The following is a 26,975-nucleotide window of genomic DNA, read 5'->3' as shown; positions in this document are numbered from 1 at the left end:
TGGAATAACTGATAAAGCAATGTCCGTCGGTCATAGGGCGCTCCCCGAAAGTTGAAAGATGACGATGCAGCGATTATATCCTGTTGGGTACGTCAGCATGAGTCTGTAATTCTTATTCTTCGTCGTCTTCCTTTGGCAAAATATCATCAAAAGATTTGAGAAGTTCGCGTGCCTGCTCGAACTTCTCAATGGGGACAAAAATTTGGATGCGTACCAGCGGAACCGCGTAGGAAGTATATGAAACGGATTCCTCGATGAGTTCCACATCAATTCCTTCCGCTTCCAGGAAACTTTCAATAACATCTGCTTCTGCGCGGCTGTTTGCCTCACCGATCTTTTCGTATTTCAGCTTGTCCATTTGTTATTCTCCTTTGTGGAACAACTGATGAAACAATGTCCGTCGGTCACGGAGTCCCTCATTTTCGAATCGCTTACAGTTGAATGTGATACGGCAATTATACCCACCTCATGCTGAAAATCGGTTGTTAAAGACAAACCCTCCACGGTGGCCCGTAGAGGGTTTGTAAATTACAGCCCCAGCCTTCTTTGCATGTCTTCCACTGCGTCTTTGGCTTCTGCGAGGCTTCCACCTTTATTCTTGCGATAGATCTGGATGGCCTCGATCAGGGTTCTGCTCTTCAAGGCTTCGATCACCTGCGGGTCGTCACCTGCGCGGCGGTCCGCTTCAAAGGTGACGTTGAGATGCCGATAAAGAAATTCCACCTGCGCCTCCAGCCTGACGACGCGCTGCCTGAGTAATGCGATTTCTTCTTGTTCTAAAGATGGCATGCTTTACCTCCGCAAAATGATTTTTGTGGATTATAGCTGCGGGCGTTGTTCGTTGTATCACGCATGGGTACTACGCATGGAATTGTGTGGATTTTGTAAATCTGTAAGAATGCGACAACCTTTCTCATCTTTACCTAAAATAAGGCACTTATATTGAAAGTATCGTGTACGTCCAGCCACTTTATACAGGAACTGTGCATGAACGAATCGTCTGCTTCAAAAATGGATGTATGGAAAGGGCGCATGAGGGAGGTCATTGCGCGTCTACGGCGCGGATTGCCTTTTGCCTCGGGGGTCTTCGGTGCTTTGCTTGTCCTGTTTTTCTACAATTTGCTGATCGTAAAACCCAATCAACTGACCGTGGAAGATGTCAACGCTTCGGTGGCGATGGTCATGGCTTCGGCTACGCCTGCTTCCGCGTATTCCGCGCAGGTGTATCAGATCATTCAACCATCCCTGATCCTGATTCAGGTGGAGGAAAAGCATAAGGACGCCAAATCAGATTTCGGGTTGGGAAGCGGCGTCGTGGTCGATTCCTTCGGCAACATCCTCACCAGTCTGCATGTCGTGAAGGATGCCAGCGTCATCATGGTCACCTTCGCCGATGGCACGCAGTCGCAGGCCGCGATCGTGTCTGAAATGCCCGAGCGCGATATTGCGGTGTTGCAGGCTTACGACACGCCGCTTTCGGTGGTGCCTGCCGTGCTGGGCAATCCCAATTCCATGAATGTGGGCGACGAGGCCTTTGTGGTGGGCAACCCCTTCGGTTTATACAGCTCGATGAGCTCGGGTGTGATCTCTGGATTTGACCGAGTCTTTCAGATGGAAGGGACTGGTTTGGAAATCCCAGGCATGATCCAAATTGACGCAGCGGTCAACCCTGGGAACTCGGGCGGGCCTCTGTTGAATCGAAATGGTCATGTCATTGGCATTATCACGGGCATCGTCAACCCCACCGATGAAAGTTTCTTTGTCGGCATCGGCTTTGCTGTCCCGATCACCGTGGCCGTTGGCGGCATGGGTTCGCCGCCGTATTAGTTGCTGTCTTATGTCACTCTGAGGGAGCGTTCTTCGCGACCGAAGAGTCTCCCGCCTACGGTAGAGATCCTCACCGCACTGGCGCGCGGCGCAAGTGTCGCTTCGCTCAGGATGACATGAGCTTATTTAAAAAAGGAGAACAAGCATGGAACAAACCTCAAACCGTGAAAACAAACTCCCGATGGAACGTGTGTTGTACGAAGTAAAAAAGATCATCGTGGGACAAGATCACTTGCTCGAGCGCATGATCGTCGCCCTGCTCGCACGCGGACATATCCTCGTGGAAGGCGTGCCCGGCCTGGCGAAGACGATGGCGATCAAGACCCTCGCTGATTCAATTGGCGGCGAATTCAAACGCATTCAATTCACACCAGACCTTGTCCCCGCAGATTTGATCGGCACGCGCATTTACAACCAAAAGAGCGGCGAGTTCAACACCTCGCTTGGGCCTGTGTTTACGAATTTATTGTTAGCCGATGAAATTAACCGCGCGCCCGCCAAGGTGCAAAGCGCCCTGCTTGAAGTAATGCAGGAAAAGCAAGTCACCATTGGCCGCGAGACTCACAAAGTCCCGAACCCGTTTTTAGTGTTGGCAACTCAAAACCCGATCGAAACCGAAGGCACGTACGCGCTCCCCGAAGCGCAAGTGGACCGCTTCATGCTCAAGGTGTTGGTTGGCTATCCCAGCCCCACGGAAGAATTTGTCATTGTCGAAAGAATGACAGGCGCATGGACGGAAGTCCAAAAGGTGTTGACCACCGACCAGTTGGTTGAATTGCAAAAGAAGACCGATCAGGTATATGTTGACCCTGCGCTCATTGAATATGCGGTCAAAATGGTCGGAGCCACGCGCAATCCAAAGGATGTTGGTTTGGGCGACATTCAACACTACATCATGTTCGGTGCCAGCCCGCGTGCATCCATCAATTTGATTCTCACTGCCAAGGCTCTCGCCTTCGTGCGCGGACGCGCTTACGTCCTCCCGCAGGATGTGCTCGACATGGCAATGGATGTCATCCGTCACAGGCTTGTGCTTTCGTACGAAGCGCTCTCCGACAACATCAGCAGCGACGACATTTTGAAGAAGATCTTCGACCGCATTCCGCTCCCTGTGGTGCCATTGCATGAACACTTCAACGTCCACGCCAACGCCTGAGCGGATTCTGCATCGGCTTGATTGGCAGGTCATCCGCAGGTTGGATGGACTTCTGCAAGGCGATTACCGCAGTCTCTTCCGCGGCTTCGGCGTGGATTTTGCCGACCTGCGCGAATATCAGCCTGAGGATGACATCCGCTACATTGACTGGAACGTCAGCGCGCGCATGAACACGCCGTACGTCCGTCAATACATGGAAGACCGCGAAGTCATTGCGTGGTTCCTGCTTGATCTGAGTCCCTCGGTGGATTTTGGCACGCTGCAAAATCAGAAGCGCAATGTGCTCATTGATTTTGTCGCTACTCTTGCAAGGCTATTAACCCGTCACGGGAATCGCGTCGGGGCGATGATGTTTGGGAGCGCAATCCAGCGCACGGTCCCAGCAAGAAGCGGGCGGCTGCAAGTGCTGCGCATCATCAACGATTTGTTAAATCAGCCGCGTCTCAATCATTCATCCATGACCGATCTCGGCGCATTGCTCAAAGGCGGTTTGCATTCCATCAAAAAGCGTTCGCTTGTTTTTGTGGTGTCTGATTTCATCAGCACGCCTGGCTGGGAGCGCACGTTGAATCTGTTGAGCCAGCATCACGAAGTTATCGCCATCCGTTTATGGGATCCGCGCGAAATGGACTTGCCCGACATCGGGCCAATTGTGATGGAAGACGCCGAGACGGGTGAGCAGTTGTACGTGGACACGCACGATAAAAAATTCCGCAAGCGATTCCGTGAAGCCGCGCAACAGCGTGAACTTGCGTTGAATGATTCTTTCAAACGTGCCGGTGTCGATGTTCTTCCGCTTTCCACCGAAGAAGATATGATCCACGCCATCGTGCGCTTTGTGATGATGCGGCGTCAACGCAAAAGGTAACCATGTCTTTTATCTGGCCCATATCGCTTTTTTCTTTATTTGCGGTTCCGCTGCTGGTCTTGTTGTATCTGCGCATGCAAAACCGCCGCAAACAATTTGCCGTGCGCTACGGCAGTTTGGGGTTGGTGCAGCAAGCCGCCAACGGACGCGCGCTCGGTTCGCGCCGTCATCTGCCCGCCATTCTTTTTCTCCTCGGGCTGACCATTTTATTTTTTGCGCTTGCCCGCCCGCAAATGCCAGTGAGCCTGCCGCAAGTGGAAGGCATCGTCATCCTTGCATTTGATGTTTCGGGCAGCATGTCTGCAACAGATTTTGAACCCACGCGCATGGAAGCCGCAAAAGAAGTGGGCCGCGAGTTTGTGAAGCGCCAGCCGAGCACAGTGAAAGTTGGCATTGTTTCATTCAGCGATAACGGCTTTTCAATGCAGCTTCCCACGAACGATCAGGAAGCCATTCTCTCATCCATTGACCGACTGCGCCCCGAACGCGGCACATCGCTCGCAAATGGGATCATCATCTCTTTGAATACGATTGCCAACGCGACGGGACAACCGCCCATCCTCGGCATGGATGTCCCACTGCCAGACGCCTCTTCTCCCGCGCCCACGCCTGCTCCTGTTTCTGACGCAGATGACTCCGCTGTGATCGTTCTCATCACCGATGGCGAAAATAACATGAATCCCGATCCACTCGAAGCCGCCCAATTCGCCGCGGACCGTGGAGTCCGCATCCACACCATTGGAGTTGGCAGCAGCGCAGGAGTTCAGCTTGAGGTCAACGGTTTTTCTGTCTTCACTCAATTGGACGAAGCTACTCTTCAACAAATTGCAGAGATCACCGACGGAAATTATTACAACGCCCAAACGGAAGAAGACCTGCAAACCATCTACGAAAATATTGATCCGCAATTGGTAATCGTTGAAGAAAAAACAGAAGTCACCGCCATTTTTGCGGGTGCGAGCATTCTCATTTTATTGGTCGCAGGGATGATCTCCCTGATGTGGTTTAGCCATGTGCCGTAACTTTTCAATTGTATGTCATGCTGAGCCGCTTTGCGGCGAAGCATCTCTTTCACGGCATAGAGACCCTTCGGTCGCTGACACCTGCCCTGGCGGACGGTGCCAGGGAGAGCGCTCCCTCAGGGTGACACGAATAACCGGAGGCTGACATGGAATTGCTCTGGCCTGGATTCCTTTACTTACTGGCACTGATTCCCATACTAGTGCTTGTTTACATTTTCATCTTGCGCCGCAGGCGACCATACGCCGTGCGTTTTTCGAGTCTGTCCCTTGTGCGTGAAGCCGTTGGAAAACAATCGCAAGTACGGCGCCATCTTCCGTTCGTGTTATTCCTGCTCGCCATGTCCAGCCTTGTCGTGGCAATGGGACGTCCCATCACAACCGTCACATTGCCCGCTGCGAATGCAACCATCATCCTGGCTTTGGATGTTTCGAGAAGTATGTGTTCTACGGATATTTCGCCAAATCGTTTGGAGGCAGCCAAAGACGCTGCATTGGATTTTATTGAAGCACAGGAGGATAATGTCCAAATTGGGATTGTCGCATTTGCAGGCTACGCTGTTGTTATTCAAGAACCCACCACCGATAGAGCTTTGCTGGATAATGCGATTCAAAACGTCACCACTGCGCGCAGAACAGCCATCGGCTCGGGCTTGTTGAAATCTCTCGAGGCGCTTTCTGAAATGGATGACAGTCTGCCAAGTCCATTTGCAGGCGTGGAACCTGAACCCATGCCCGAGGGAGAGTATGCTCCTTATATGGTCATCTTGTTAACGGATGGGGTCAATACCACTGGGCCAGACCCTGTCTTCGCTGCGGAATTTGCCAAGACGCGCGGCGTCAGAGTCTATACGATCGGCTTTGGAACAGATCGTGAAGACTCACCCATGAATTGTGGAGGCTTTCAAGGTGGCGGCAACCCGAATGATCCCAATCAGTCTTTCTTTGGGGGTGGCGGGGGCGGAGGTGGTGGAGGCGGCGGTTTCCGCAGAGGAATCGATGAAGAGACCTTGAAACAAGTTGCCGAAATGACTGGCGGAGAATATTTCGCTGCATCCAGCACGGATGAACTTCAAGACATATTTAGAAATCTGCCTGTTCAATTAATGACCATCACTGAGACGACAGAGATCAGCGTGATCTTTGCTGCGATTGGTACGATGTTTGTTCTGCTTGCCATTGTCCTTGCGATGCTCTGGCATCCGATCCCTTGAGTGAATGAAAAAATCCTCCGAGTTATGCACTCGGAGGATTTTTTATCTATGCTAATCCAACTTCCTTGTTGAACTCAACGATCAATTCATCAATTTCGTTGGCCTGCTTTTGGACACTGGTCCAGTAGTCAGGTTGATACCATTGATCTTGAATTTCCGCATAGGTCTTGCCTTGCTGCTCGACCCATGTGTAGTATTTCAAGTTGTGGACTCTACGGCGCTCGGGGTAGGTGAGCTCGATCATGTTGTCAGTGGATTCGCCGTGCAGGTAGCGGGCGAAATCTGCGGCGGCATCCTTCTCGCTGTATTCGCCGAATTCCTGATGCATTTCATGCAGGCGGGAGCGATACAGTTCCATTGAGTCGGTCAACATGGTGATCATGATGTCGTTCTCGTCCATCTCGTAATACTTGGCGGTCTTGATGCAGGAGAGGACATTGGAAATGCCAGAGAAACCAAGCAGGTCGAGGTTGGCAATGACGGATTCGGGTACGCCCTTCTCAGCGAGGTAGGCGCGTCCGTTTTCTTCGTTGAAGAGGCGGGAGATGTTGACCACGGCATTGTCGTCAATGGCGGTGACAAGGTCGGTGTTCTTGGTGTTGTGAACCCAGGGCACATGCTTGTCGCCGATGCCTTCGATGCGATGTGCGCCGAAGCCGTTTTCCAAAAGTGTGGGGCATTGCAGGGCTTCGCTCGCCACGATCTTGCTATCGGGGAAAAGCTGCTTCATGTAATCGCCGCTGGCAATGGTGCCAGCCGAGCCTGTAGCAGATGCGATACCGCGGAAGCGTCCGTTCTTGCCTGCAACCGCTTTGAAGACTTCTTCCATGGCGTGGCCTGTTACTTCATAGTGCCAGAGGTAATTACCAAATTCTTCGAATTGATTGAAGATCATCAAGTCCTGACCTGAGTTCGCCAGTTCCTTGCATTTATCGAAAATTTCTTTTACATTGGATTCGGAGCCTGGAGTTTTGATGGTTTCGCCAGCAACTTGGGCAAGCCATTCAAATCTTTCCTTTGACATGCCTTCGGGCAAAATAGCGATCGATTCACAGCCGAGCAGAGCAGAGTCATACGCGCCGCCGCGGCAGTAATTTCCAGTGGAAGGCCAGACTGCTTTTTGGGTGGTCGGGTCAAATTGACCTGTGACCAAACGAGGCACGAGGCAGGAAAACGCCGCGCCGACTTTGTGTGCACCGGTGGGGAACCACTTGCCAACGACAGCAATGATGCGCGCCTTGACTCCCGTCAGCGAAGAGGGAAGCTCAATGTAATTGACTCCGCCATAGGTCCCGCCTGAGGCGGTGGGTTGGTTGTGCCAGTTGATGCGGAAAAGGTTGCGGGGGTGGATATCCCAGAGCCCGATCTTCGTCAATTCCTCCTTAACTTTCGCAGGAATTTTGGAAGGGTCTTTCATTTGGGCATAGGTGGGGATGATGATGTTGCGCTCTTTTGCGCGTTGAATGGCGCGGGCGCGGCGATCTTTGTGCAGAGTCAGGTCAATGGTTGTCATTTTATACTCCTGATTGTAGTTGTCAGACAACTTTGATTATAGCGCACAAGTGAGTTCAATACAACAATTTTTATCCATGACAGATTTCTTGTTTTGGGAGAACGTATGTCCTGATGTTTTTTAGCCTGATTTCAACGTGGGACAAACAGGAGATGTCCTTTACCCGGGTTGGAAAAAGTTGGGTCGGGGGCCCGGGGCTATTAAGAAAGAAGGACAATGAGAACTCAAAACGACAGCAATTTCGGGTTGTGTGATCTGGTTCCTTTTGATCTCTATAATAAGTAGTTGTGTAATGCCTGTTTTCTTTGTTGTTGGAAGTGTCAGTTCTTTCAGCGAGTTTGCCATTAAGACAACAGGTGGATGGTTATGCCCAGCAGGATCGACGCCCGAAAGTTATTCGTACGCGACAACGACAGCGGATGAATTTGGAAATCGACAGCCGAGCACAGCCTATGAATTACACTGCGTGGACTCAAGTGGAAATGTGGTGAAGACCGACCCCGTGTTCTACGCCTTTCTTTGGATCGGTATCTGGGCGTTGATCGGTGCGGTCGTTTCGGGTGTTCTCACATTTATTTTTGCTGTACCCGGCGGCATGTTGGTGACGAAATTGTTAAACAAGTTGAAGCGGCCGTCTACAAATATTAATTCCAGTAATTACCCGAAGTTTGAGTAAAGATAAGAAAATGAAAGTGGCAGAATGCTAACACTGCATTCTGCCACTTTTGCGTTAAAGGAATTGTGCTTTACCCAATTCCCAGCATCTTGCTGACAACGGAGAGCAGAATACCACCCGCGATCACACTTCCGAGTTGACCTGCTGTATTTGCACCCATCGCATGCATGAGGATGAAATTATTCGGGTCTTCATCGTTGGCGGTTTTTGCAGCGAGGCGCCCTGCCATTGGGAAGGCGGAAATCCCAGCCGCGCCGATAAGCGGATTGATCTTCCCGCCGCTGAGCACTGACATGAGTTTTCCGAACAGCAGACCTGCAACGGTATCCAACGCAAAAGCGAACAGGCCGAGGATCATGATCTTGCCCGTGTCGAGATTGAGGAAACTGGCTGCGCTCATCGTGGATCCGATCGCCAGACCCAAAAACAGCGTGGCGATGTTGATGATCTCATTCTCTGCGGCCTTGCTGAGTCTATCCACTACGCCAGACATTTTGAGCAGATTTCCAAGCATGAGCATGGAAATCAACGGGGTGGCCTCGGGTACAAGCAAGCCGACAACAATGGTCAGCACAACTGGGAAGAAGATCAATGTCTTCTTTGAGATCGGTTTTGGCGCGTAATCCATTCGGATCATGCGCTCTTTTTTTGTCGTGAGCAGCCGCATCAATGGCGGCTGAATGATGGGAATCAAGCTCATATACGAATAAGCCGCCACGGCAATGGGTGCGAGCAATTCGGGCGCGAGTTTGGTCGCGACAAAAATGGAGGTGGGTCCGTCAATTGCACCGATGACGCCGATGGATGCCGCTTGATTCAGGGGAAAGCCCAGGGCGATTGCCAATATCAACGTGCCGAAAATGCCGAATTGCCCTGCCGCGCCGAGCAGAACCATGCGCGGCTGTGCGAGCAGCGGTGAAAAATCGATCATCGCGCCTACACCGATGAAGATCAGCAAAGGGAACAATTCTGTTTTGATGCCCGCATCGTATAAAACCTTCGTCATGCCTTCGGCGGCGGTCATGCCTGCCAGCGGAATATTTGCCAGCAAACATCCAAAACCGATTGGCAGCAGCAGCACAGGTTCGATCTCTTTGAAGACCGCGAGATACACTAAAACCAGCGCGGCAAAGATCATCACACCATTGCCAATCGTGAAATGCGAAAAGCCTTTCAATAGCTCAGGGAGCAGTGAAGCTAGATCCATGAAGCCTCGCCTATATCTGCAAACTTCACGAGCGCCTGTTTGTGCGCCACGCTTTGCCCGGCGCTCACCAACACTTCACTCACCATGCCGCTGTACACTGAGCGGATGCTGTTCTTCATCTTCATGGCTTCGATAATCACCAGCACCTGCCCTGTTTCCACTTTTTCGCCAGGTTTTACAAAGACTTCGATGATCGTTCCAGGCAGCGGGGCGGTCAGTACATTGCCACTTAATGCGGGATTGGGAGAAGTTGACCTGACTGGGGTAGGATTCGGATTAAAGGCCTTTCTCTCCGTTTTCTCGCTCGGGTCTTTTCTTGTTTCGGCCTGACCAGCGTTCTCGGGCATGATCTCAAACCGTTCACCGTCCACATGCGCGATGACCGGGCGTGTGTTGATGTTTTCAATTTCAACTACGTAAACTTGATTGTTGACCGTGATTTTATATTTCATAATTTCATCTTTCCCCTCTCTTTTTGGGAGAGGGCAGGGTGAGGGTTAATGTCTTCTAAAATTACCTTTTTCAGAGCGTTGACTGGTCCGCATGCCCAACTGCCAGGCAGAGACAATGGCCGTGGGCGGCTCGAGCAATGGATGCGCCGAAGATAATTCCTGCTCGGCGAGCGCCAATGCCACAGCCAGTGCTGCGGCCTGGGCTTTGAATCCGCTTGTTGAAACAGGAGCAGGCTCGGGCGAGTCAGATGCGTCTGCCTGTGCGGTGGAGTCTGTTTCAGTCGCCGATTCTTTTTCTGCGGTGAATCGTGTCAGCAAGATCATCATCAGCCACAACAAAAGGATCGCACCGAAAACGAGCCCCATGCCGAGGGCGGTGATTTGGAGGGATTGGATTAATGCATCATTCATGTTTATTTCCATTTGACGGTGGACGATTGCCACGGTCTACGGTTTATTGTCCACTAGCTAGACTGGGATGTTCCCATGTTTGCGCGGCGGTGCGGGCGCGTATTTATCGCGGAGCGCAGACAGGGTGGCGATGAGCTTCGGACGGCTTTCGCGCGGCTCGATGATATCGTCCACGTAGCCTGTGGAAGCGGCGTAGTATGGATTATTGAATTTCTCGCGGTATTCATTCGCAAGTTTTTTGCGTTCCGCGGCTGGATCATTTGCGGTTTCGATCTGCTTCTTGAACAAAATATTCGCTGCGCCTTCCGCGCCCAACACTGCGATCTCAGCCGAAGGCCACGCATACGTGACATCGGTGCCGAGATACTTGCTGGACATGACGACATATGCGCCGCCATACGCTTTGCGGGTGATGATACAGATCTTCGGCACAGTGGCTTCTGAATACGCATACAAAAGTTTTGCGCCGTGACGAATGATGCCGCCATGTTCCTGCGCGATGCCAGGCAGGAAGCCAGGCGAGTCAACAAAGGTGACAAGCGGAATATTGAAACAGTCGCACATGCGCACGAAGCGGGTCATTTTATCGGCGGCATCAATATCGATCACACCCGCCATGATGGCAGGTTCCTGACCGACGATGCCCACGCTGTGTCCGCCGATGCGGGCAAGGCCTACAATGGCATTACGCGCCCAATCGGGTTGGATTTCCAGGAACGAGCCTTGGTCGATGATCTTTTCGATCACCTGATGCATTACATAGGGCTCAGTGGCTTCGAGCGGAATCATGTGATTCAATTCTTCATCCATACGGGCGAGTTCATCAGTCGTTGGGGTAAACGGCGGATTTTCCACGTTGTTCGAAGGCAGATACGAAAGAAAATGCCGTGCCATTTCGAGCGCCGCTTTTTCACTGTGCACACTCAAATGCGCCACACCGCTTACCGAGGTATGCACACCCGAGCCGCCCAACGATTCTGCATCGATCACTTCACCAGTCACAGCTTTGATGACTTCGGGACCCGTCAAGAACATGAAAGATTGTTTTTCAACCATGATGACAAGATCGGTGAGGGCAGGCGAGTAGGCCGCGCCGCCCGCGCAGGGTCCAAGCATCACGCTGACTTGCGGCACCACGCCCGAGTATTGCGCGTTGCGTCGGAAAATTTCTGCATAGCCGCCCATCGAACGCACGCCTTCCTGAATGCGCGCGCCGCCTGAGTCGATCAACGAAATGAACGGCACGCCATTGCGTACTGCCAGATCCATTACGCGGCAAATTTTATGCGATTGCATTTCGCTGAGCGTGCCGCCGTAAATTGTAAAATCCTGTGAATATAAGTAAACAGTCCGCCCGTTGATCTGTCCATAACCTGTGATGACGCCGTCGCCGTAAAACTTTTCCTTCAGCAAATCCATCTCATCGCCTTGATGTGTGATGAATGGCTCGATCTCATTGAATGTGCCCGGGTCAAGCAGTGCAATCACACGCTCCCGCGCCGTCATTTTACCTTTGGCTTTTTGTTTGGCAATTCGCTCTTCGCCGCCGCCTTCCAAAGCCTTGGCGCGCATCTTTCTCAATTCCAAAATTCTGGGATCTTCCTGTGTCATATTTCATCCTTTTGGTGATAAATTTCACAATTGGAAGTATAGCATGAGATGATTTAACTGCCAGTGATGGATTACATACATAAAATAGGATAATCCGCCTGCCCTTGATTCTGATTATTGATTTGGTTCTCTCAACATATTCAGCGCAAACGCGACGGCTTGCTCGAAAGCCATGGTTGCGCCTTCGGCGTATGTGGTTTTGTAGGGTTCATCAGTTAAATTGTTTTTGCAGGACTCTTTTGTCCGCTCGCATTCGGTGAAGATGTCATCTGCCATTCCTTTGTATACGACGGGATAGAGTGTTTCGACTGCGCCGAACAATCGTGTGGAATTGGCGAACTCCCCCAATCTTGCATTCAGGAACGCAATTTCCAACATCGTGCCAAATATCTGGCGGCGTTCTTCCACTTCATGCGCTTTGGAGAGAATCTCAGCGTAAATTTTTCGTGCATGATCATAGTTTCCCTGTATACGGGCGAGGTGACCCAGACGGCGCAGTGCAAATGCTATGCCGTTTTTCTCACCCAAATCCCTGTTCATTTGCAAAAGTTCTTCGAACCTGTTTTTTGCCTGTTCGTAATCGTTGGTGAGGTATGCCAGATGTCCCAATTCCCGCGTGCAGGAGACAAGCATATCTGGATACCTGCTTTCGCGAGCCAGCCTCATGGATTCATCGTAAAAATCTTTTGCGCGGGCATAGTTGTGAGTCTTTATCTCCTCGTGCCCCAACAGGAGCAATGAAAAACCAATCCCTTCTTTGTCCTCCGTCTTGCGCGACATTGCAAGTGCCTGGAGAAGAAGGTTTTTCACTTCTTCGTGTTTACCTTCAGCGTTGGCAAGGGTTGAAAACCCGTTCAGTAAAACATACCGGAGTCCCCATTGGTTTTGGGTTTCCTCGAATAGTGTGTAGCTTTCAGTATAAAACTGTCTGGATTTAACTAAATCCGCTTGATCACGGAATTCATCGCCGAGCGTAATGAGAGGAACGGCCAGGCCTGCTTTGTCTACTAGTAAACGATACAGTGCTACACTTTCCATCGCATGAGCGATTGATTTCTGGTGATAGACCAATTCGGATGCCAGCCAGCCCGCTTCGGCAAGCAATTTTGCGCGCAGGGACGTTTTTCCAGAGACAAGCTCCAATGCGCGCTGAGTCCATTCATAGCCTTCAAGCCAATGACCGCGTCGATCCCAGAACCACCAGAGTTTTGCGATTAATTCCGCGCCTGATTCCATTCCGTTCTCCAACGACCATTCCAATGCGGCATAAAAGTTACCGAGCTCATCCTCCAGCTTGTCAAGCCATGTCAGCTGTGCAGGACCATATTGGATATGCGGCTCAACCTCAGTCGCAAGTTTGAAAAAATAATCAAAATGTTTTTTGCGGATTTCTTCGCCTTGTCCCGTTTCCATCAGTTTTTCGCGTGCATACTGGCGGACGGTTTCCAGAATTCGATAGCGTGACTGGGCAGGATGTTTGTCCAACGCAACAAGGGATTTATCCACGAGACGGGTAAGCAGGTCGAGCACATCGTATGGAGAAATCCCCACGAGATCTTCGTCGCTGCAAACTTGTTCCGCAGATTGCAGTGTACAGCCGCCTGAAAAAACGGCCAGTCTGCGCAACAAGGCCTGTTCATTTTTCGATAGCAGTTCATAACTCCAATCGATCAAGGCGCGCAGGGTTTGTTGACGCGGCAGGGCTGTGCGCGACCCGCCTGTTAGCAGGCGGAAACGATCGTTGAGCCGGGTTGCAATTTCTTCCACGTTCAACATCCGAATGCGTGCGGCGGCCAACTCGATTGCCAGTGGAATGCCGTCCAACCGATGACAGATCTGCGCGATTGCTTGCGCGTTTTGATCGGTTATTGTGAAGTCAGATTGGACAGGTCTGGCGCGGTCAACGAACAGGCTCACAGATTCGTACTGAGAAAGTTGCCCAACATCTGGCAAGTGTTTAATATCGGGCAGGGTCAAAGACGGCACGCGCAAAACTTGTTCGCCGCGCACTCCCAATGCTTCGCGGCTTGATGCCAGGATTTTTACGTTGGGTGCGCCTGTCAATATTGACTCAGCTAATCGTGCGCTGGAGTCAATGAGATGTTCGCAATTATCGAACACCAACAAAGAAGTTTTTTCATGAAGAAAGTCAATCAGGGTTTGTAGAGTGGTCTTGCCGGATTGGGGTTGCATTCCCGCCGCTGAAAGAATAGCTTGCGGAATCAAGTCCGGGTCGGTGAGCGGTGCCAATTCTGCGAACCAGATTCCGCCTGGAAATTGATCGAGCAAATCCGCTGCAACCTGAAGTGAGAGGCGTGTCTTTCCCGTGCCGCCTGATCCTGTTAATGTCACTAGGCGGTGTTCGGCAATGGATTGTTTGGTTTCAGCTATTTCTTTTTCGCGGCCGATAAAGTTCGTGAGTTGAACAGGGAGGTTGTTTCTTGTTGTGATTTCAGGGACATGAGCCGCAATTAATTTTGCGGAAACTTCATCGGCTTTCTTCAAAACTTGCAGAACTTCTTTCGCAGAGGCGGGTCTGTCTTCAGGATGCTTGCTCAGCAGTCGAAGGATGATTTCATCCGCCCAGGCAGGGATCTGCGGATTGTGTTCACTGGGAGGGGCGACAGTCCCATTCAGGTGTTGAGCAATGACGGCGCTGACCGTGCCTTGAAACGGCGAGGTGCCCGCAAAGACCTCATACATAATTACACCCAAAGCATACAGGTCAGAGCGTTCATTTGCGGTCTGGCCTTGAATTAACTCAGGTGCTAAATATGCAAATGTTCCAACAAGCGCACCCTCTTCGGTAAGCCGTTCGCCATCCACGGTTCGCGCAAGGCCGAAGTCCATTAATTTCAAGGCTTGTGATTCCGTGATGATAATGTTTTCCAATTTCAAATCGCGGTGAATGACGCCTTTTGCATGCGCATGATCGAGCGCGCTACAGATTTGCACGGTGATCGTCAGGGAATCTATTATTGATGTTGTTTGATGGCCGCGTAAGGTTTTGCCTTCCAGGAATTCCATTACGATGAAAGGCTCGCTGTTCACTTCTCCCGCATCGAATACAGAGACGATGTTTGGGTGGTTCAATTGAGCCGTGGCACGCGCTTCCGACAGCAATCGAGCCCTGCCCGAAGTGCCCAGACCTGCCGCGTTCAGAAATTTGATCGCGACAATACGATGGAGCAGATTGTCATGGGCTTTATACACCACGCCCATGCCGCCTTTACCGGCCTCCGCTTCGATTTCATAGCGATTGAGCAGGGTCTGTCCGATCATCATGTCTACACTGTTATTGTATATCAGTTTGACGGGAATTTATCCTTTCAACAACACAATATCCCTTTGCGGTTCGTGGAAATATTCCGCGCCGTTTTTTGTCATCACCACATCTTCTTCGAGGCCGAGGTAGCCATACCCATTCACAGGTAAGCCAGGTTCGATGGTGAAGACTTGGCCGATTTCCAATTTTTGATTGGGTGAGTCGCCGTATTTCTCCCACAGCGGACCCAGTAATGCGCCGCCGTCGTGTGCCACACGCCCGAGTTGATGTCCGAGGGCGTATTTGTAATCGGGGTAGCCTGCATCGGCGACGATCTCGCGTGAGATGGTGTCAATGACGTTGCCAGCCACCCCGGGTTTCATCGCCTCGCGTGATTTCTCAATTGCGGTGCGGATGGTGATAAATCCGCGCTGGATTTCAATGGGGGCTTCGGTTTCACCCTCGCGCAGCACATAGGCGATGCGTTGAATATCGGAGCAGTAGCCTTCGTACTTCACACCAAAATCAAAATGGACGAGATGTCCGCGCTCGATCTTGATGTCGGTGGGTCCGTTGTGCCCGACAGGGGAATTCGGCCCTGAGTTGACTGCGGGACAATTTTCAGCAGGCCAGGCGAGATCCACGTTGTAATCTCTGGCGAGTTTATGCATATATGCGCCGACTTCGATCTCGGTCATTCCGACTTTGATGAAATCAAAGGTTTTGGCGAAAATTTCTTCGGTGATCTCGATGGCTTTTTTGACACGTGCCTGCTCGGTGGGAGTCTTGCGTCCACGCATGGCGGAGATGACAGGTTCGGCGCTGATGAGTCGGTCGGCGTAGGGCGTGCCTGCGAGATATTCCTTGAGGAATTCATACATGGCGTGAGTCAATCCGTCCGCGTGGACATTGTTTCGGGATGTGTTAACCGCGATACGGTCAGGGTTGAGGCGGGTGATTGTCTCCTTCAACAATGCGCTGACGGCGGTGTCGTATCCGAGAATCTCGTCGAAGACATCCAGCCTTTGTAGGGATTCTTTTTCGAGGTTGCCGATGATGGCGATCTTTTCACCTTTGCGGGTGAGGATGAGTGCGGAGGGCCAGGTGAGGTCGTTTTCGCCGATGAGAAAATCGAGGACGGGGTCACGTACGCCGCTGGTTTCTCGGACGAAGGTCAACCACATATCGGTCTGTTGTTCTTTGAGGATTTCAATGGCTTGATTTACTTTTTCTTTTATGAGGGACATGGGGGCTCCGTGGGAAAGGATGAATTTTGAATTATGAAGGATGAAGGAAAACCGAATTGTTATCCTTCATCCTTCATCTTTCTTGTTTGATGCGTGCGCGGATCTTTCACGAGAAAAATGAGAACTCCGATCATGGCTATGGAGAGGATGATGGAAATTGAAAACGTCGGGATGAAGCCAGCCGCATCCACGATCCAGCCGCCGAGCAGGGGGGCGAGGATGGTGGCAGGGGCAGTGAGGGTTTGCGAGAGGCCGATGTACAGCGGGCGTTCGGCTTCGGTGCCGAAGTCCACGGTCATGGCCATGCCGATTGTCCAAATGGAAACGTTGGCGAGACCTGTGAGCAGGAAGATGGGATAGAACCATAAAATGGACGTTGCCAGCCACGCAAGGATGGCGCTTGCCAGTGCGGCTGTCGCTCCGATGATGAGCATGGAGCGATGTCCCCATTTGTCGCCGAGCCAGCCCATCCCTGCATTGGCGATGGTTTGAGCGATGGTGAGTGTAGCGGTGAGAAAGCCTGCTGTAATGGCATCCATATTGAAGCGGCGCAGGGCGTAAATGATGTAGAACGAGAATCCCATTGTGGCAAATTGGGAAATGAATCGCGCCACCAGAAACCAGTTGAAATTGAAATCTTTTTTGAGGATCTTTTTTGAATCATCCCAGAAATGGGTTTTTTCTTCAGGGATGACCTTCTCAGTATCTTCGGGTTCACGCGTGAGCGCGAGCGCGAACCATGACGTAGTGAAGAAAATGCTTGCGATGAAGAAACAGGCCGCAAAGTCCAGCGGTGAATCGAGATAATCCAAAAGGTAGCCTGCGGCCACAGCCGATCCGCTGATGAAGAGGTTTGCGAGCCCAGCCTGGAATCCAAAGAACGTGCCGCGGTTTTCAGGCGGAATGATCTTCGAGATCATGCTGGTCCACGAGTTGGCGGTAAATCCGCCGCCGAGTCCCTGCCAGGTCAATAAAATAAATGTAATCACAAGCCCGGCTTGCTGACCGATAATGGGAAGCAACAGCGCGACAATGCCAAAACCCAAAAACGGGATACGTTCATGAATGGTCATCATCATCACGCTGGGTTTGTAGCGTCTCAAACGGGAAACATAGCTGGCGGTGAAAAGCTGCGGCAATTGCCAGCCGACAGAGTGAATGGCGGGAACGAGGCCGATCAGCAGGGCGGAGTTGGTCATGGATGCGACGAAGAGTGGCAGCACCGTGCCGAAGGAGGCGAAGCCGAGTGCCACGCCAAACATTGCGCCATCCCAAAGATTGACTTTGACGTTGTATTTCAGATCCGCGCGGACTTGTTTTTCAAGTTGGGTGAGGGAGAGCATGAGTATGATTTTACCCGATGCAGTTTGACCATTGACAGATTTTGTTTTTTGAGTAAAATAAAAACGAACGTTCGTTCATTTCTTTTTTCGAAGGAAACTATGCCAGCAAAATTGAAGGAAACACCAAAGAAGGGTGAAATTACCCGCCTTGCCATTGAAGACGCCGCTGTGGAATTGTTCATGGAGCACGGCTACCATGCCACATCCATGCGCCAGATCGCCGAGCATACCGGGCTGGCACTGGGTGGTATCTACAACCATTTTTCCAGTAAAGAGGAGATCTTTCAGGGCATTATTATCGATAAGCATCCATATAAAAAGATATTGCCATTGATCCTGGAAGCGCAGGGAGATACCGCCGAGGATTTCCTGAGAAATGCGATGCGGATCGCCATCACCGAACTTAACAAGGAACCCTATTACATCAAGTTAATGATGATCGAGTTCGTCGAGTTCAATGGGGTGCATGGAGCGGCCATGTTGAAGGAGGTGGCGCCGAAAGTGCTGCCCGTTTTTGAGCAGATCGTGAAAGTGCGAAAAAACCTGCGCGTGACCAACCCCGCGATGCTGATGCGTTCCTTCTTTGGACTGGTGATCTCTTATTTCATTACAGAACTGGTCGTCTCCAAATCGATCATCAGCAATTTCATGCCTAAAAACTCCATGGATGTTTACGTGGATATATTTTTACATGGCATTTTAAAGCCAGAAAACTAGGAAAACTTATGTTCAATTCCCGCATCTCTTCCATCATCCGCAAGGAGTTTTTACAGCTCTTTCGCGACCCGCGCACACTCGCCCTGGCGGTGGTCATCCCGATCGTGCAGTTGTTCCTGTTGGGGTATGCCGCCACCTCCGATGTGCGTAATATTTCCATGGCGGTTTGGGACCAAAGCAAGTCGCCAGAATCGCGCAACCTTTTGGATGCCTTCCGTGCCGCCGATTATTTCACCATCGATTATTTTGTCGAATCGCAGGAGGAATATCAAAAGCTGATCGAATCCGGCGATGCACGCGTTGCGCTTGTCATCCCTGCCGATTATTCGCGCAAGTATTTTGAAAGCAACGCGCAAGTCTTAATGGTCTTGGATGGCTCCGATGCAAGTATCGGCTCCACGGCTTTGTCTACGGCGCGGCTTGTCGGTCAATCCTATGGGACGAAAATTCTCGGTGAACAGGCCTCGTTGAGCGGGCGCTCTGCCCCTTCCGCCCCTGTCGAAGTCCGCACGCAGGTCTGGTACAACCCCGATCTCAATTCCGCCTATTTCATGATCCCGGGCGTGATCGGCATGATTCTTTCCTTTATCACCACCATCCTTACCGCCACGGCCATTGTACGTGAACGTGAACGCGGGACCATCGAACAACTTATTGTCACGCCCATTCGTTCATGGGAATTGGTGCTTGGAAAATTACTGCCCTACGTCATCCTCGCCTTCGTGGAAACCTTTGAGATCATCATTATTGGGCGCTATTGGTTTGGCGTGCCCGTGCGCGGCAGCCTCGCGCTGATCGTTTTCACGTCAGGCCTGTTTCTCATGTCCAGCCTTGGCATTGGCTTGTTCGCATCCACCGTCGCGAATACGCAGCAGGAAGCCATGCTGACCGTGATGATGTACAACCTGCCAAGCATTTTTCTCTCGGGCTTTTTCTTCCCGTTGGAGGCCATGCCCAAATTTCTACAATGGGTATCCTACGCCATTCCGCTTCGCTATTATCTCGTCGTCATTCGCTCGCTTCTGTTGAAAGGTGTCGGCATCGAAGCCATTCAACGTGAAGTCATCGCGCTTGCCATTTTTGGCATTGTCATTATGGGCGCCGCTGCGCTCCGCTTCCGCAAGAGACTTGATTAATTAACCATATCTGTCCCGAGTGCAACCGAAGGACTTACCAAATAGGAGACTTAAATGAATCATAAATTACCCCGCCCCGTTATTGCGATCGTTGTCATTGCCGTTATCGCCGCGCTTTATTTTGGGCTTGCCAATCTCAACACCGATGGCAACGGCGAACTCACCGCTTCAGGTTCCATCGAAGCCACCATCGTGAATATCTCACCTGAACTTGCTGGAAAGGTCATTGGAGTGGATGTCGAAGAAGGCGCATTGGTGAACGCGGATGATCCGCTTCTTCACCTGGACCCAAGCCTGCTGACTGCCCAACGGGCAGTGGCCGCCTCCCAGCTTGACTCTGCCAATGCCGCCCTGGCCTCCGCGCAGACCAAATTTGACCAAACCCTGCAGGCTGCCCTTTCCGCGCAGGATGCCCAGCGTGCAAAAGACCTGCGGATTTCCGCACCCGATGAATTCAATCAGCCTTTATGGTTCATCGACCAATCAGATCAAATCACTTCCGCACAAACAGAAGTGGATGCGTCCAAAGTTGCCCTTGATGAAGCAGTTGCCAACCTGGAAAAAGTCATCTCCGATTTGGGCAATGCGCAGTATCTCGATGCCGAAAAGCGCCTCTCCGAAGCACGCGCCGCTTTCCTGATCGCAGATAAAGTTAAAGTGCAGGCTGAAAATGCAGTTGAAGCAGGCGCTGTTCAAGACGCCGCCTACGATTACTATAACGATGTCCTCGATGTACTGGAACGCGCGCAAGATGATTTCAATGCACTCACCAACACAGAAGCAGAAGATGATATCAAATACGCCCGCGGACAAGTAGTCATTGCCCAGCAGCGCTATGATGCGGCCTACACCCGCTTGCTTTCCTTGCAGACAGGCACAGATTCCCCCGTCGTGATCTCGGCAAAGAATGCGCTCGATCAAGCTCATGCCGCTGTCAAACAGTCGCAAGCCAACCTTGACCTGCTCGATGCGCAAATTGCCAAACTCGATATTTACGCCGTCATGGATGGCGTCATTCTTTCCCGCAACGTGGAGCCTGGTGAATTTGTCCAACCTGGCGCGGTGGCCCTCACCATGGCTGACCTCACCAATCTGACGATCACCGTTTATGTCCCCGAAGATCGTTATGGACAAATCAGTTTGGGTCAGACCGCCGAAGTCCGCGTGGATTCCTTCCCGGGGTTGACATTCACCGCCACCGTCGTTCACATTGCAGATCAGGCAGAATTCACCCCGCGCAATGTCCAAACTGTGGAAGGACGAAGTTCCACTTTCTATGCCATCAAATTGCAAGTATCAGACCCTGATGGCAAATTGAAGATCGGCATGCCTGCGGATGTGGTGTTCAAATAACAAAATTTATTTTTAGAGAAAGAATTAGGAAAACATCATGAACATCTACGAAAAATTTAAAATGAATGGATATTTTTCCAATTATGCAGCCATCATAACCGTTATTGGAGGAATATACCTGCATCTCACCAGCCTGTTTATTGGCCGTGAGCTTCTTAAAGAACATATCCTTACGCCTGCGTTCGATATGGTGTTTGCCATCCCGATGGCATATGCAGGGATCATAGGCTGGCTTTCGTGGAATAAGGTTGTCTTTGATAAAGGTTGGAAGAAGTTCTTCTACGGCTTTATCATGACCTACTTTACGGTCAGTATTCCGCTCCATGTTCAGACGTACCTGACGCAAAGCACCGGCTACATCGATGCATTCCCAGCCTGGTATAGCTACCCGATTCTTGTTTTGATGGTGCTGATCCTTGTTTTTATGTGGAACATCCGCTATAAAAATATGGCTTTGCCAGGGGAGGCATGAGTCATGGACCGTTTTCGGAAGTTGGTTTTGATCGCCAATGCCTTATACCTTGGCTTGACAGGTTTTATTCAGATGATATTCGAACTGTTGAGCCACTACCGCGGGATGGGTCCGTTGAGTGGAATATTTACAGGCACCCCTTACACGATTGGTTTCTTTGAAGCACATGGATTTGCTGTGTTGACAGCGGTCCTGGTTTTTGGTGTGATGCTTAAAGATTTAAAACCTCAATGGCATTTGTATTTGGCGCTGGTCTGCCTTTTGCTTGGTGGTGCGAACCTGTTGTTTTGGGATAGCTTTGCAAAAGTCGGGTTGGTTACAGCAGGCTACGTTGCCACCTCGCTGCATATTTTATTTTTTGGATTGCAGACCTTTAGCTTTATGAAAACTCGTAAAGAATAAATGATCAATTGGTTTGGAAAGGTCGCAAATGAGCGATTACCTGGTTCAAGCAACTAATTTACATAAATCTTTTGGCTATACCGATGCCGTGGATGGGGTTTCCCTGCAGATCAAGGCTGGCGAGATTTACGGACTCGTCGGCTCGGATGGTGCGGGAAAAACTACCACCATGCGGCTACTGGTTGGGGCGTTATTGCCTACGCAAGGTGAGATTAGTATTTGCGGCTATGACGTTGGAAAACAGGCTGAGCAGGCGCGCTCGATGATTGGCTATCTCTCACAAAGATTTTCCATGTACGAAGATTTGACCGTGTTGGAAAACATTCGCTTCTTTGCCGAGATACGCGGGCTGTCTTCAACTGAATGGCTGCCGCGTTCGATGGAGATCCTTGAGTTCGTCGGTCTCGAAAAATTCAAAGATCGCCGTGCGGGCCAGCTTTCAGGCGGTATGAAGCAAAAACTTGGCCTGGCTTCTGCGCTGGTTACACGTCCGCGATTGTTGTTATTGGATGAACCCACCACAGGCGTTGACCCTGTGACCCGCCAGGATTTTTGGCAGTTGGTGATTAAATTAGTGTCAGCGCGTGAGGGTGATGGCGTTAGTGTCATCATCTCCACTCCCTACATGGATGAAGCTTCGCGCTGTCATCGTGTTGGATTTATGAAAATGGGCAGGATCATCGCAGAAGATTCACCGTCGAATCTGCGTGCGCGGTTGAATGGCCGCGTCCTTGAGTTGCGCGGGAGCCCCATCAATACCCTTCGCCATGTCGCGCATCAGGATGCGGGCGTGGAAGATGTCGCTGCGTTTGGCGATAAATTGCACGTTCGCGTTCTCGAAGGCCAGGCCGATCTCATCATGAAGCGTTTACCGGAAGAGATCAAATCTGCTGGCGGAACGCTTACAGATTTGCGTGCCATCCCTTCCACGTTGGAAGATGTCTTTATTGCCTTATCGGAGTCGAATCATGACTGAGCCAGTAATTACGGTTGAAAACCTTACGCGCCGCTTTGGCGATTTCGTTGCGGTGGATCACATTAATTTTGATGTGCAGGCGGGTGAAGTGGTCGGCTATCTTGGACCGAACGGTTCAGGTAAAACCACCACCATCCGCATGCTATTGGGTTTGCTCGAACCCAGTGATGGCAAGGCCACTGTCCTTGGCTACGATGTTTTCAAGGAAAGCGAACAGATCCGCATGCGTGTTGGATATATGTCGCAAAAATTTGCGATCTATGATGATTTGACAACACTGGAAAATTTGACCTTCTACGGTGGTGTGTACGGGATCACGGACAAAGCCCGCATCCTGCATACCCTTGAGCTGGTCGGTCTTAAAGGGCATGAACACACCCTGACAAGGGATATGTCCACAGGCTGGCGTCAGCGGTTATCGCTTGGCATTGCCCTTGTCCACGAACCGAAATTGTTGTTCCTCGATGAACCCACCTCGGGTGTGGACCCAACCGCCCGCCGCGCATTTTGGGATCTGATCTATGAATTAGCCGAAGGCGGTGTGACGATCCTTGTCACCACGCATTATATGGATGAAGCTGAATACTGCGAGAGAGTCGGTGTGATGCGCGATGGCAAATTGCTGGCGATGGATACGCCGACAAACCTGAAACGATCGATCATCACAGGGGATGTCTGGGAAGTGTATGTCTATCCGCTCGAGAATGGATTGGAAATCCTGACCACCATGCCGGGCGTGGAACGCGTCGGGTTGGCGGGTGATCATTTACGTGTGATCAGCTCACAGGTCGAAAAGGAAGCGATGCAAGGCTTGTTAGGGGAAAAAGGTTTGAGCGTGGAGAAAATCGAAAGAGGCGAGCCAACTCTGGAGGATGTCTTCCTCTCATTGGCTCGATGAAAAGTAGGGACACGGCGCGCCGTGTCCCTACTGATTTATTGCTCGGGGGTGACGATGGCCATGATCAGGTAGGCCACCAGCATGCCGCCGTTCAGGGTGAAGAAACCAAGCACGAATAACAAGCGCACAACGGTGGGGTCCATGTTGAGATAATCTGCAAGGCCTGCGCATACGCCCGCGATCATGCGGTTGGATTTGCTTCGGGTGAGGGTTTTGACTTCGTTCATTTTTACTCCTTTCGTTTGTCTATTTGGTTTACGCAGGCATTCGAAAAGAGTTGCAAATTAAATGGACGAAAAATGTTGGAAGCGATTCCTGCCTTTATCTTTGGCCTGATACAGCGCCTGATCCGATTGTTCGATGAGCTTCTCCAAAACTTCATCCGCAGACTCGAGGTCGCTTGAAAAACTGTAGGTGCTGATCCCGAGGCTGGCCGTGATCTTGTGACCCGAAGTCATATCCTTTTCAAGCGAGGATCGAATGCGTTCCGCGACTTCGCTGGCCTGGCGCGGGGTGCAGTTTGGCATGATGATGAAAAATTCCTCACCGCCATATCGTACAAGGATGTCGTTTTCCCTTATGTGGTTTTGGGCGATGTAGGCAAGTTCTTTTAATAGCTGGTCGCCTGTCTGATGCCCGTAGCTATCGTTGAATATTTTGAAATTATCCACATCCAGCATGATCGTGGAGACGCTTCTGTTTTGCCTTTTGCATTCCTCCGCGATCTTTGGAAAAAGCTCTTCCATGGTACGGCGGTTGTAAGCCTGGGTAAGCGGGTCCCGCTGGGCAAGTTGAGCGAGACGCAGATTTTCCCTTTCAAGATTCAGGGCGAGTTCGGCAGTGGTGATCTTTTCTGTAATATCAAGAATGGAGCAGGCGACATACAGTTCATTTTGCTCGTGCAGTGGATTCAATGCGATATCGACCCGAATTTCCATTCCATTTTTCTTTAGACCTTTTAGGTTGTACTGTGAACCCATCGGGCGGTTGACCGGATTGGACTGATATTCCCCGCGGTGGATCTTGTGCTTTTTTCTTAATCGTGCCGGTATCAACTCTTCAATGGACTTTCCCTGTAACTCCCCCGCCTCATACCCAAACATGGATTCTGCCAGCTGGTTGGCGTGAATAATCGCGCCGTTGGTGTCAATAATCATCACGGCCACCGGCGCTGCGTTCGCGACCATGATGTACGGAACGACCTGACCTTCCTTTAGCCTGCTGATCGCATATAAATGTTCGCTTTTTTTATTTCCACTGAGGTTTGCGATAAAGGTTTTGTACGAACCGTCTTTGCAAAGAAACCTGTATTCCAGCGCAAAGACGGGGTGACCGGCCTTGACGGTTTGGAGTGCTGTACGGGCTTTTGCGTGATCGTCGGGATGGATCAGATCCCAGTAGGAAGTCGCTTTCAACTCATCCACGCTCCAGCCTGTAATGGCTGTGTAGACGCTGTTGGCGTGAACGATTTTCCCATTTGCATCCGCAATGGTCATGGGATCGGTGGAGAGGTTGAAAAAATTCTCGAATTCGTTCATGTACCTGTAAAGTTGAAATATGAAAACAATATATTAAAGCGGCATTGAGTAGGGAAGCATAAACTCCTGTGGGAGGATTTCTGTTGAGCTTTGTACTTTACTGATGTCAGTGTACTTGATTTTTTCCAAAATAATAAGAGTGGACTGGACAGTATCCTCGACAACGCGTGTCATGCTTGGTTCATTTAGATAGGGGTAGGGACGTTCGATAAACCATTCCGGGTCTGGCTCGCTGTAAAATTTGCGGATATGCGCGTACTGCTGGTGCAAAGCTTTTTCCTGAATGAACGGCAGATAAGATGGCGGGCTTGGCGTTTTATGGATGACCTGCCAGAACAGGCCTTCGGGGTGTGCTTGGTTGTAAAGTTGGTCGAGCCCATACCAGTCATCTTTGACGAGATTTACAGCTTTTTGTTTATCCTGCTCGAATAATTCATGAAAGGCGGCCTTCGTCGTCGAAGCGATATATTTCATCCAGAGGATGTCGCAAATGAGATGGGTGAAATACCCGAAACGGAAACTGTATTTTTGCGGGTCTTCCTGCGGATCAAGACCTGCTAGATATTCACGGTAATAAACGAGGTCGCGGATCATATCTTCGCCCTCGCCTTTTTGCAGGAAATGGGTCACTTCTTTGGGCGGATCGAATTCCGTCCATGTTTCGTTGGGAATGCCTGAATCGGGGGCTAGGTTCCCAAAGGCGAACAGGGTTTTATCCAGTTCAGGGAAGTGAAGAAGTAATTTTTCCGCGATGCGCAGATGGCAGATCCATGTGCCCATTATTTATGTTTTCTCGCTTCGAAATAATTCGCCCCCGCCGCGTAAAACAGGAAGACGCCCAACATGATGAAAATGGCGGCTTGCAGTCCCAGCCATTTCAATTGCCACAATCCGAAGCCTGCGAATGCGGCACCGACAAGCCCATAAAAGATCGCATTTCGCATGTAACCCGAAGCCACACGTTTGGATTGGAATAGATTGCGCGCGGTGAGCTGCTCCAGTTGATGGACTTCGTCTTCGTGGCGGCCTTTGCAGGCGAGCACATCGTCAACAACGGCGGCACATTCAGAGCAAAGTCCACGCTGGCAGTATTTGCAAAGTCCAATGGCGGGATGGTCGGGATGATAGAAGCAGTTCATTCGTTCCTCTTTTGTTTGGCGTATAAATAATGTCTTAAGAACCGCCTTTATTGTATCAGGTGCTATCACCGTCTTATTTTTTGATCTTCTCCTTTTGTTGCATCTTTTCTCCACACTCAGAACATGCCTGATCGTGCAGGGAAATGACTCCTCCACAGCGAGTGCATGTCCATTTGATTTGTTCTTCCAGTAAATATGGGTCCATGCCGATGGTTTTGAGTCGCAAAGCGTTTTCGACCAGACTCACCTGATATCTCTGTTTGTAACTTTTATCGAGGCGTTTGATCGTTACACATGGGAAGGTTGCACACTCAAAACAAAAGTTGACTTGATGGCTGGCGGCGCAGTCTCTTATTTCACATTTTCTGCAATGCTCGGGTTTGCCCTCGTCGCGTCCGCGGCAGCCTGTGCATGGCTTTCGCTGCTTGAGGTGGACATAGCATACTGAACATGTCATTCCGCATGGCGCCAACATATTCACGGTGACAGATTTCATCTTCATGTCCCTGTTTTTTTTTTCAGATCAAGCACAAAC

The 26,975-nt window shown here is 50.8% G+C and carries 28 protein-coding genes; 13 read left to right on the top strand and 15 right to left on the bottom strand.

Annotated elements, in window-relative coordinates:
* Positions 1–112 precede the first annotated feature (112 nt).
* Both IPI86_RS06255 and IPI86_RS06250 read right to left on the bottom strand, forming a co-directional pair.
* Entirely contained in the window at positions 113–358 is a 246-nt protein-coding gene (locus IPI86_RS06255; protein WP_345297137.1) for a DUF2007 domain-containing protein, read from the bottom strand.
* A 170-nt stretch (positions 359–528) separates the two neighbouring features.
* Positions 529–789, bottom strand: a complete 261-nt coding sequence (locus IPI86_RS06250; RefSeq protein ID WP_345297136.1) for a hypothetical protein — start codon at positions 787–789, stop codon at positions 529–531.
* A gap of 198 nt (positions 790–987) precedes the next feature.
* Between IPI86_RS06250 and IPI86_RS06245 the strand changes: the two genes are divergently transcribed.
* The 5 genes from IPI86_RS06245 to IPI86_RS06225 all read left to right on the top strand — a co-directional run bounded on the left by IPI86_RS06245 (position 988) and on the right by IPI86_RS06225 (position 6,084).
* Positions 988–1,827, top strand: coding sequence for a trypsin-like peptidase domain-containing protein (locus IPI86_RS06245; protein WP_345297135.1), 840 nt, complete (start codon positions 988–990; stop codon positions 1,825–1,827).
* A 145-nt stretch (positions 1,828–1,972) separates the two neighbouring features.
* Entirely contained in the window at positions 1,973–2,983 is a 1,011-nt protein-coding gene (locus IPI86_RS06240) for a MoxR family ATPase (RefSeq protein ID WP_345297134.1), read from the top strand.
* Positions 2,952–3,851 (top strand): DUF58 domain-containing protein, encoded by a 900-nt coding sequence (locus IPI86_RS06235; RefSeq protein ID WP_345297133.1) that lies wholly within the window; start codon positions 2,952–2,954, stop codon positions 3,849–3,851. The genes IPI86_RS06240 and IPI86_RS06235 overlap by 32 nt, the downstream gene beginning before the upstream one ends.
* Positions 3,852–3,853: 2 nt before the next feature.
* Entirely contained in the window at positions 3,854–4,873 is a 1,020-nt protein-coding gene (locus IPI86_RS06230; RefSeq protein WP_345297132.1) for a VWA domain-containing protein, read from the top strand.
* Between the two features lie 146 nt (positions 4,874–5,019).
* Positions 5,020–6,084: a VWA domain-containing protein gene (locus IPI86_RS06225; RefSeq protein ID WP_345297131.1), complete on the top strand. Its 1,065-nt coding sequence runs from the start codon at positions 5,020–5,022 to the stop codon at positions 6,082–6,084.
* A gap of 46 nt (positions 6,085–6,130) precedes the next feature.
* Here the strand turns inward: IPI86_RS06225 and IPI86_RS06220 are convergent, their stop codons facing one another.
* Positions 6,131–7,597 (bottom strand): pyridoxal-phosphate dependent enzyme, encoded by a 1,467-nt coding sequence (locus IPI86_RS06220; RefSeq protein WP_345297130.1) that lies wholly within the window; start codon positions 7,595–7,597, stop codon positions 6,131–6,133.
* A 292-nt stretch (positions 7,598–7,889) separates the two neighbouring features.
* On the opposite strand from IPI86_RS06220, the gene IPI86_RS06215 reads away from it, so the two are divergent.
* Positions 7,890–8,273, top strand: coding sequence for a hypothetical protein (locus tag IPI86_RS06215; RefSeq protein ID WP_345297129.1), 384 nt, complete (start codon positions 7,890–7,892; stop codon positions 8,271–8,273).
* A gap of 70 nt (positions 8,274–8,343) precedes the next feature.
* On the opposite strand, the gene IPI86_RS06210 is transcribed toward IPI86_RS06215, so the two are convergent.
* The 7 genes from IPI86_RS06210 to IPI86_RS06180 all read right to left on the bottom strand — a co-directional run bounded on the left by IPI86_RS06210 (position 8,344) and on the right by IPI86_RS06180 (position 17,809).
* Positions 8,344–9,480, bottom strand: a complete 1,137-nt coding sequence (locus IPI86_RS06210) for a sodium ion-translocating decarboxylase subunit beta (protein ID WP_345297128.1) — start codon at positions 9,478–9,480, stop codon at positions 8,344–8,346.
* Positions 9,471–9,932, bottom strand: coding sequence for a biotin/lipoyl-containing protein (locus IPI86_RS06205; protein ID WP_345297127.1), 462 nt, complete (start codon positions 9,930–9,932; stop codon positions 9,471–9,473). Before IPI86_RS06205 ends, IPI86_RS06210 begins: the two co-directional genes overlap by 10 nt.
* A gap of 45 nt (positions 9,933–9,977) precedes the next feature.
* The gene (locus IPI86_RS06200; RefSeq protein ID WP_345297126.1) at positions 9,978–10,343 is read right to left on the bottom strand and encodes an OadG family transporter subunit; all 366 of its coding nucleotides are present in this window, start codon (positions 10,341–10,343) and stop codon (positions 9,978–9,980) included.
* A gap of 57 nt (positions 10,344–10,400) precedes the next feature.
* Positions 10,401–11,954, bottom strand: coding sequence for an acyl-CoA carboxylase subunit beta (locus IPI86_RS06195; RefSeq protein WP_345297125.1), 1,554 nt, complete (start codon positions 11,952–11,954; stop codon positions 10,401–10,403).
* Positions 11,955–12,068: 114 nt separating this feature from the next.
* A complete protein-coding gene (locus IPI86_RS06190) occupies positions 12,069–15,239 on the bottom strand; it encodes a protein kinase (RefSeq protein WP_345297124.1) in 3,171 nt (1,056 codons plus the stop codon).
* A gap of 36 nt (positions 15,240–15,275) precedes the next feature.
* The gene (locus IPI86_RS06185) at positions 15,276–16,466 is read right to left on the bottom strand and encodes a Xaa-Pro peptidase family protein (RefSeq protein ID WP_345297123.1); all 1,191 of its coding nucleotides are present in this window, start codon (positions 16,464–16,466) and stop codon (positions 15,276–15,278) included.
* 59 nt (positions 16,467–16,525) lie between these two features.
* Positions 16,526–17,809: an MFS transporter gene (locus IPI86_RS06180; protein ID WP_345297122.1), complete on the bottom strand. Its 1,284-nt coding sequence runs from the start codon at positions 17,807–17,809 to the stop codon at positions 16,526–16,528.
* Positions 17,810–17,908: 99 nt separating this feature from the next.
* On the opposite strand from IPI86_RS06180, the gene IPI86_RS06175 reads away from it, so the two are divergent.
* The 7 genes from IPI86_RS06175 to IPI86_RS06145 are packed head-to-tail and all read left to right on the top strand — an operon-like array spanning position 17,909 to position 23,763.
* On the top strand, positions 17,909–18,526 hold the full coding sequence (locus IPI86_RS06175) for a TetR/AcrR family transcriptional regulator (protein WP_345297121.1): 618 nt from the start codon (positions 17,909–17,911) through the stop codon (positions 18,524–18,526).
* A gap of 8 nt (positions 18,527–18,534) precedes the next feature.
* A complete protein-coding gene (locus tag IPI86_RS06170; protein WP_345297120.1) occupies positions 18,535–19,662 on the top strand; it encodes an ABC transporter permease in 1,128 nt (375 codons plus the stop codon).
* Between the two features lie 54 nt (positions 19,663–19,716).
* A complete protein-coding gene (locus tag IPI86_RS06165; RefSeq protein ID WP_345297119.1) occupies positions 19,717–21,015 on the top strand; it encodes an efflux RND transporter periplasmic adaptor subunit in 1,299 nt (432 codons plus the stop codon).
* Between the two features lie 37 nt (positions 21,016–21,052).
* Positions 21,053–21,487, top strand: coding sequence for a hypothetical protein (locus tag IPI86_RS06160; RefSeq protein WP_345297118.1), 435 nt, complete (start codon positions 21,053–21,055; stop codon positions 21,485–21,487).
* 27 nt (positions 21,488–21,514) lie between these two features.
* Positions 21,515–21,889 (top strand): hypothetical protein, encoded by a 375-nt coding sequence (locus tag IPI86_RS06155; protein WP_345297117.1) that lies wholly within the window; start codon positions 21,515–21,517, stop codon positions 21,887–21,889.
* Between the two features lie 28 nt (positions 21,890–21,917).
* Positions 21,918–22,865, top strand: coding sequence for an ABC transporter ATP-binding protein (locus IPI86_RS06150; protein WP_345297116.1), 948 nt, complete (start codon positions 21,918–21,920; stop codon positions 22,863–22,865).
* Positions 22,858–23,763: an ABC transporter ATP-binding protein gene (locus IPI86_RS06145; RefSeq protein ID WP_345297115.1), complete on the top strand. Its 906-nt coding sequence runs from the start codon at positions 22,858–22,860 to the stop codon at positions 23,761–23,763. Before IPI86_RS06150 ends, IPI86_RS06145 begins: the two co-directional genes overlap by 8 nt.
* Positions 23,764–23,798: 35 nt before the next feature.
* Here IPI86_RS06145 and IPI86_RS06140 read toward each other — a convergent pair whose 3' ends face one another.
* The 5 genes from IPI86_RS06140 to IPI86_RS06120 all read right to left on the bottom strand — a co-directional run bounded on the left by IPI86_RS06140 (position 23,799) and on the right by IPI86_RS06120 (position 26,942).
* On the bottom strand, positions 23,799–23,990 hold the full coding sequence (locus IPI86_RS06140) for a PspC domain-containing protein (protein WP_345297114.1): 192 nt from the start codon (positions 23,988–23,990) through the stop codon (positions 23,799–23,801).
* A gap of 57 nt (positions 23,991–24,047) precedes the next feature.
* Positions 24,048–25,301 (bottom strand): diguanylate cyclase, encoded by a 1,254-nt coding sequence (locus tag IPI86_RS06135; RefSeq protein WP_345297113.1) that lies wholly within the window; start codon positions 25,299–25,301, stop codon positions 24,048–24,050.
* Between the two features lie 33 nt (positions 25,302–25,334).
* Positions 25,335–26,081 carry a zinc dependent phospholipase C family protein gene (locus tag IPI86_RS06130; protein ID WP_345297112.1) on the bottom strand — a complete coding sequence of 249 codons (747 nt, stop codon included), beginning with the start codon at positions 26,079–26,081 and terminating at the stop codon, positions 25,335–25,337.
* Complete coding sequence (locus IPI86_RS06125) at positions 26,081–26,440, bottom strand: hypothetical protein (protein ID WP_345297111.1); 360 nt, start codon at positions 26,438–26,440, stop codon at positions 26,081–26,083. The genes IPI86_RS06130 and IPI86_RS06125 overlap by 1 nt, the downstream gene beginning before the upstream one ends.
* A gap of 73 nt (positions 26,441–26,513) precedes the next feature.
* A complete protein-coding gene (locus IPI86_RS06120) occupies positions 26,514–26,942 on the bottom strand; it encodes a DUF3795 domain-containing protein (protein WP_345297110.1) in 429 nt (142 codons plus the stop codon).
* Between the last annotated feature and the right edge of the window lie 33 nt (positions 26,943–26,975).

The organism is Candidatus Villigracilis affinis (assembly GCF_016705895.1).
Classification (GTDB): Bacteria; Chloroflexota; Anaerolineae; order Anaerolineales; family Villigracilaceae; genus Villigracilis; species Villigracilis affinis.
Note: the sequence above shows the minus strand (reverse complement) of the source record. Positions and strands in the feature narration are given on the sequence as shown.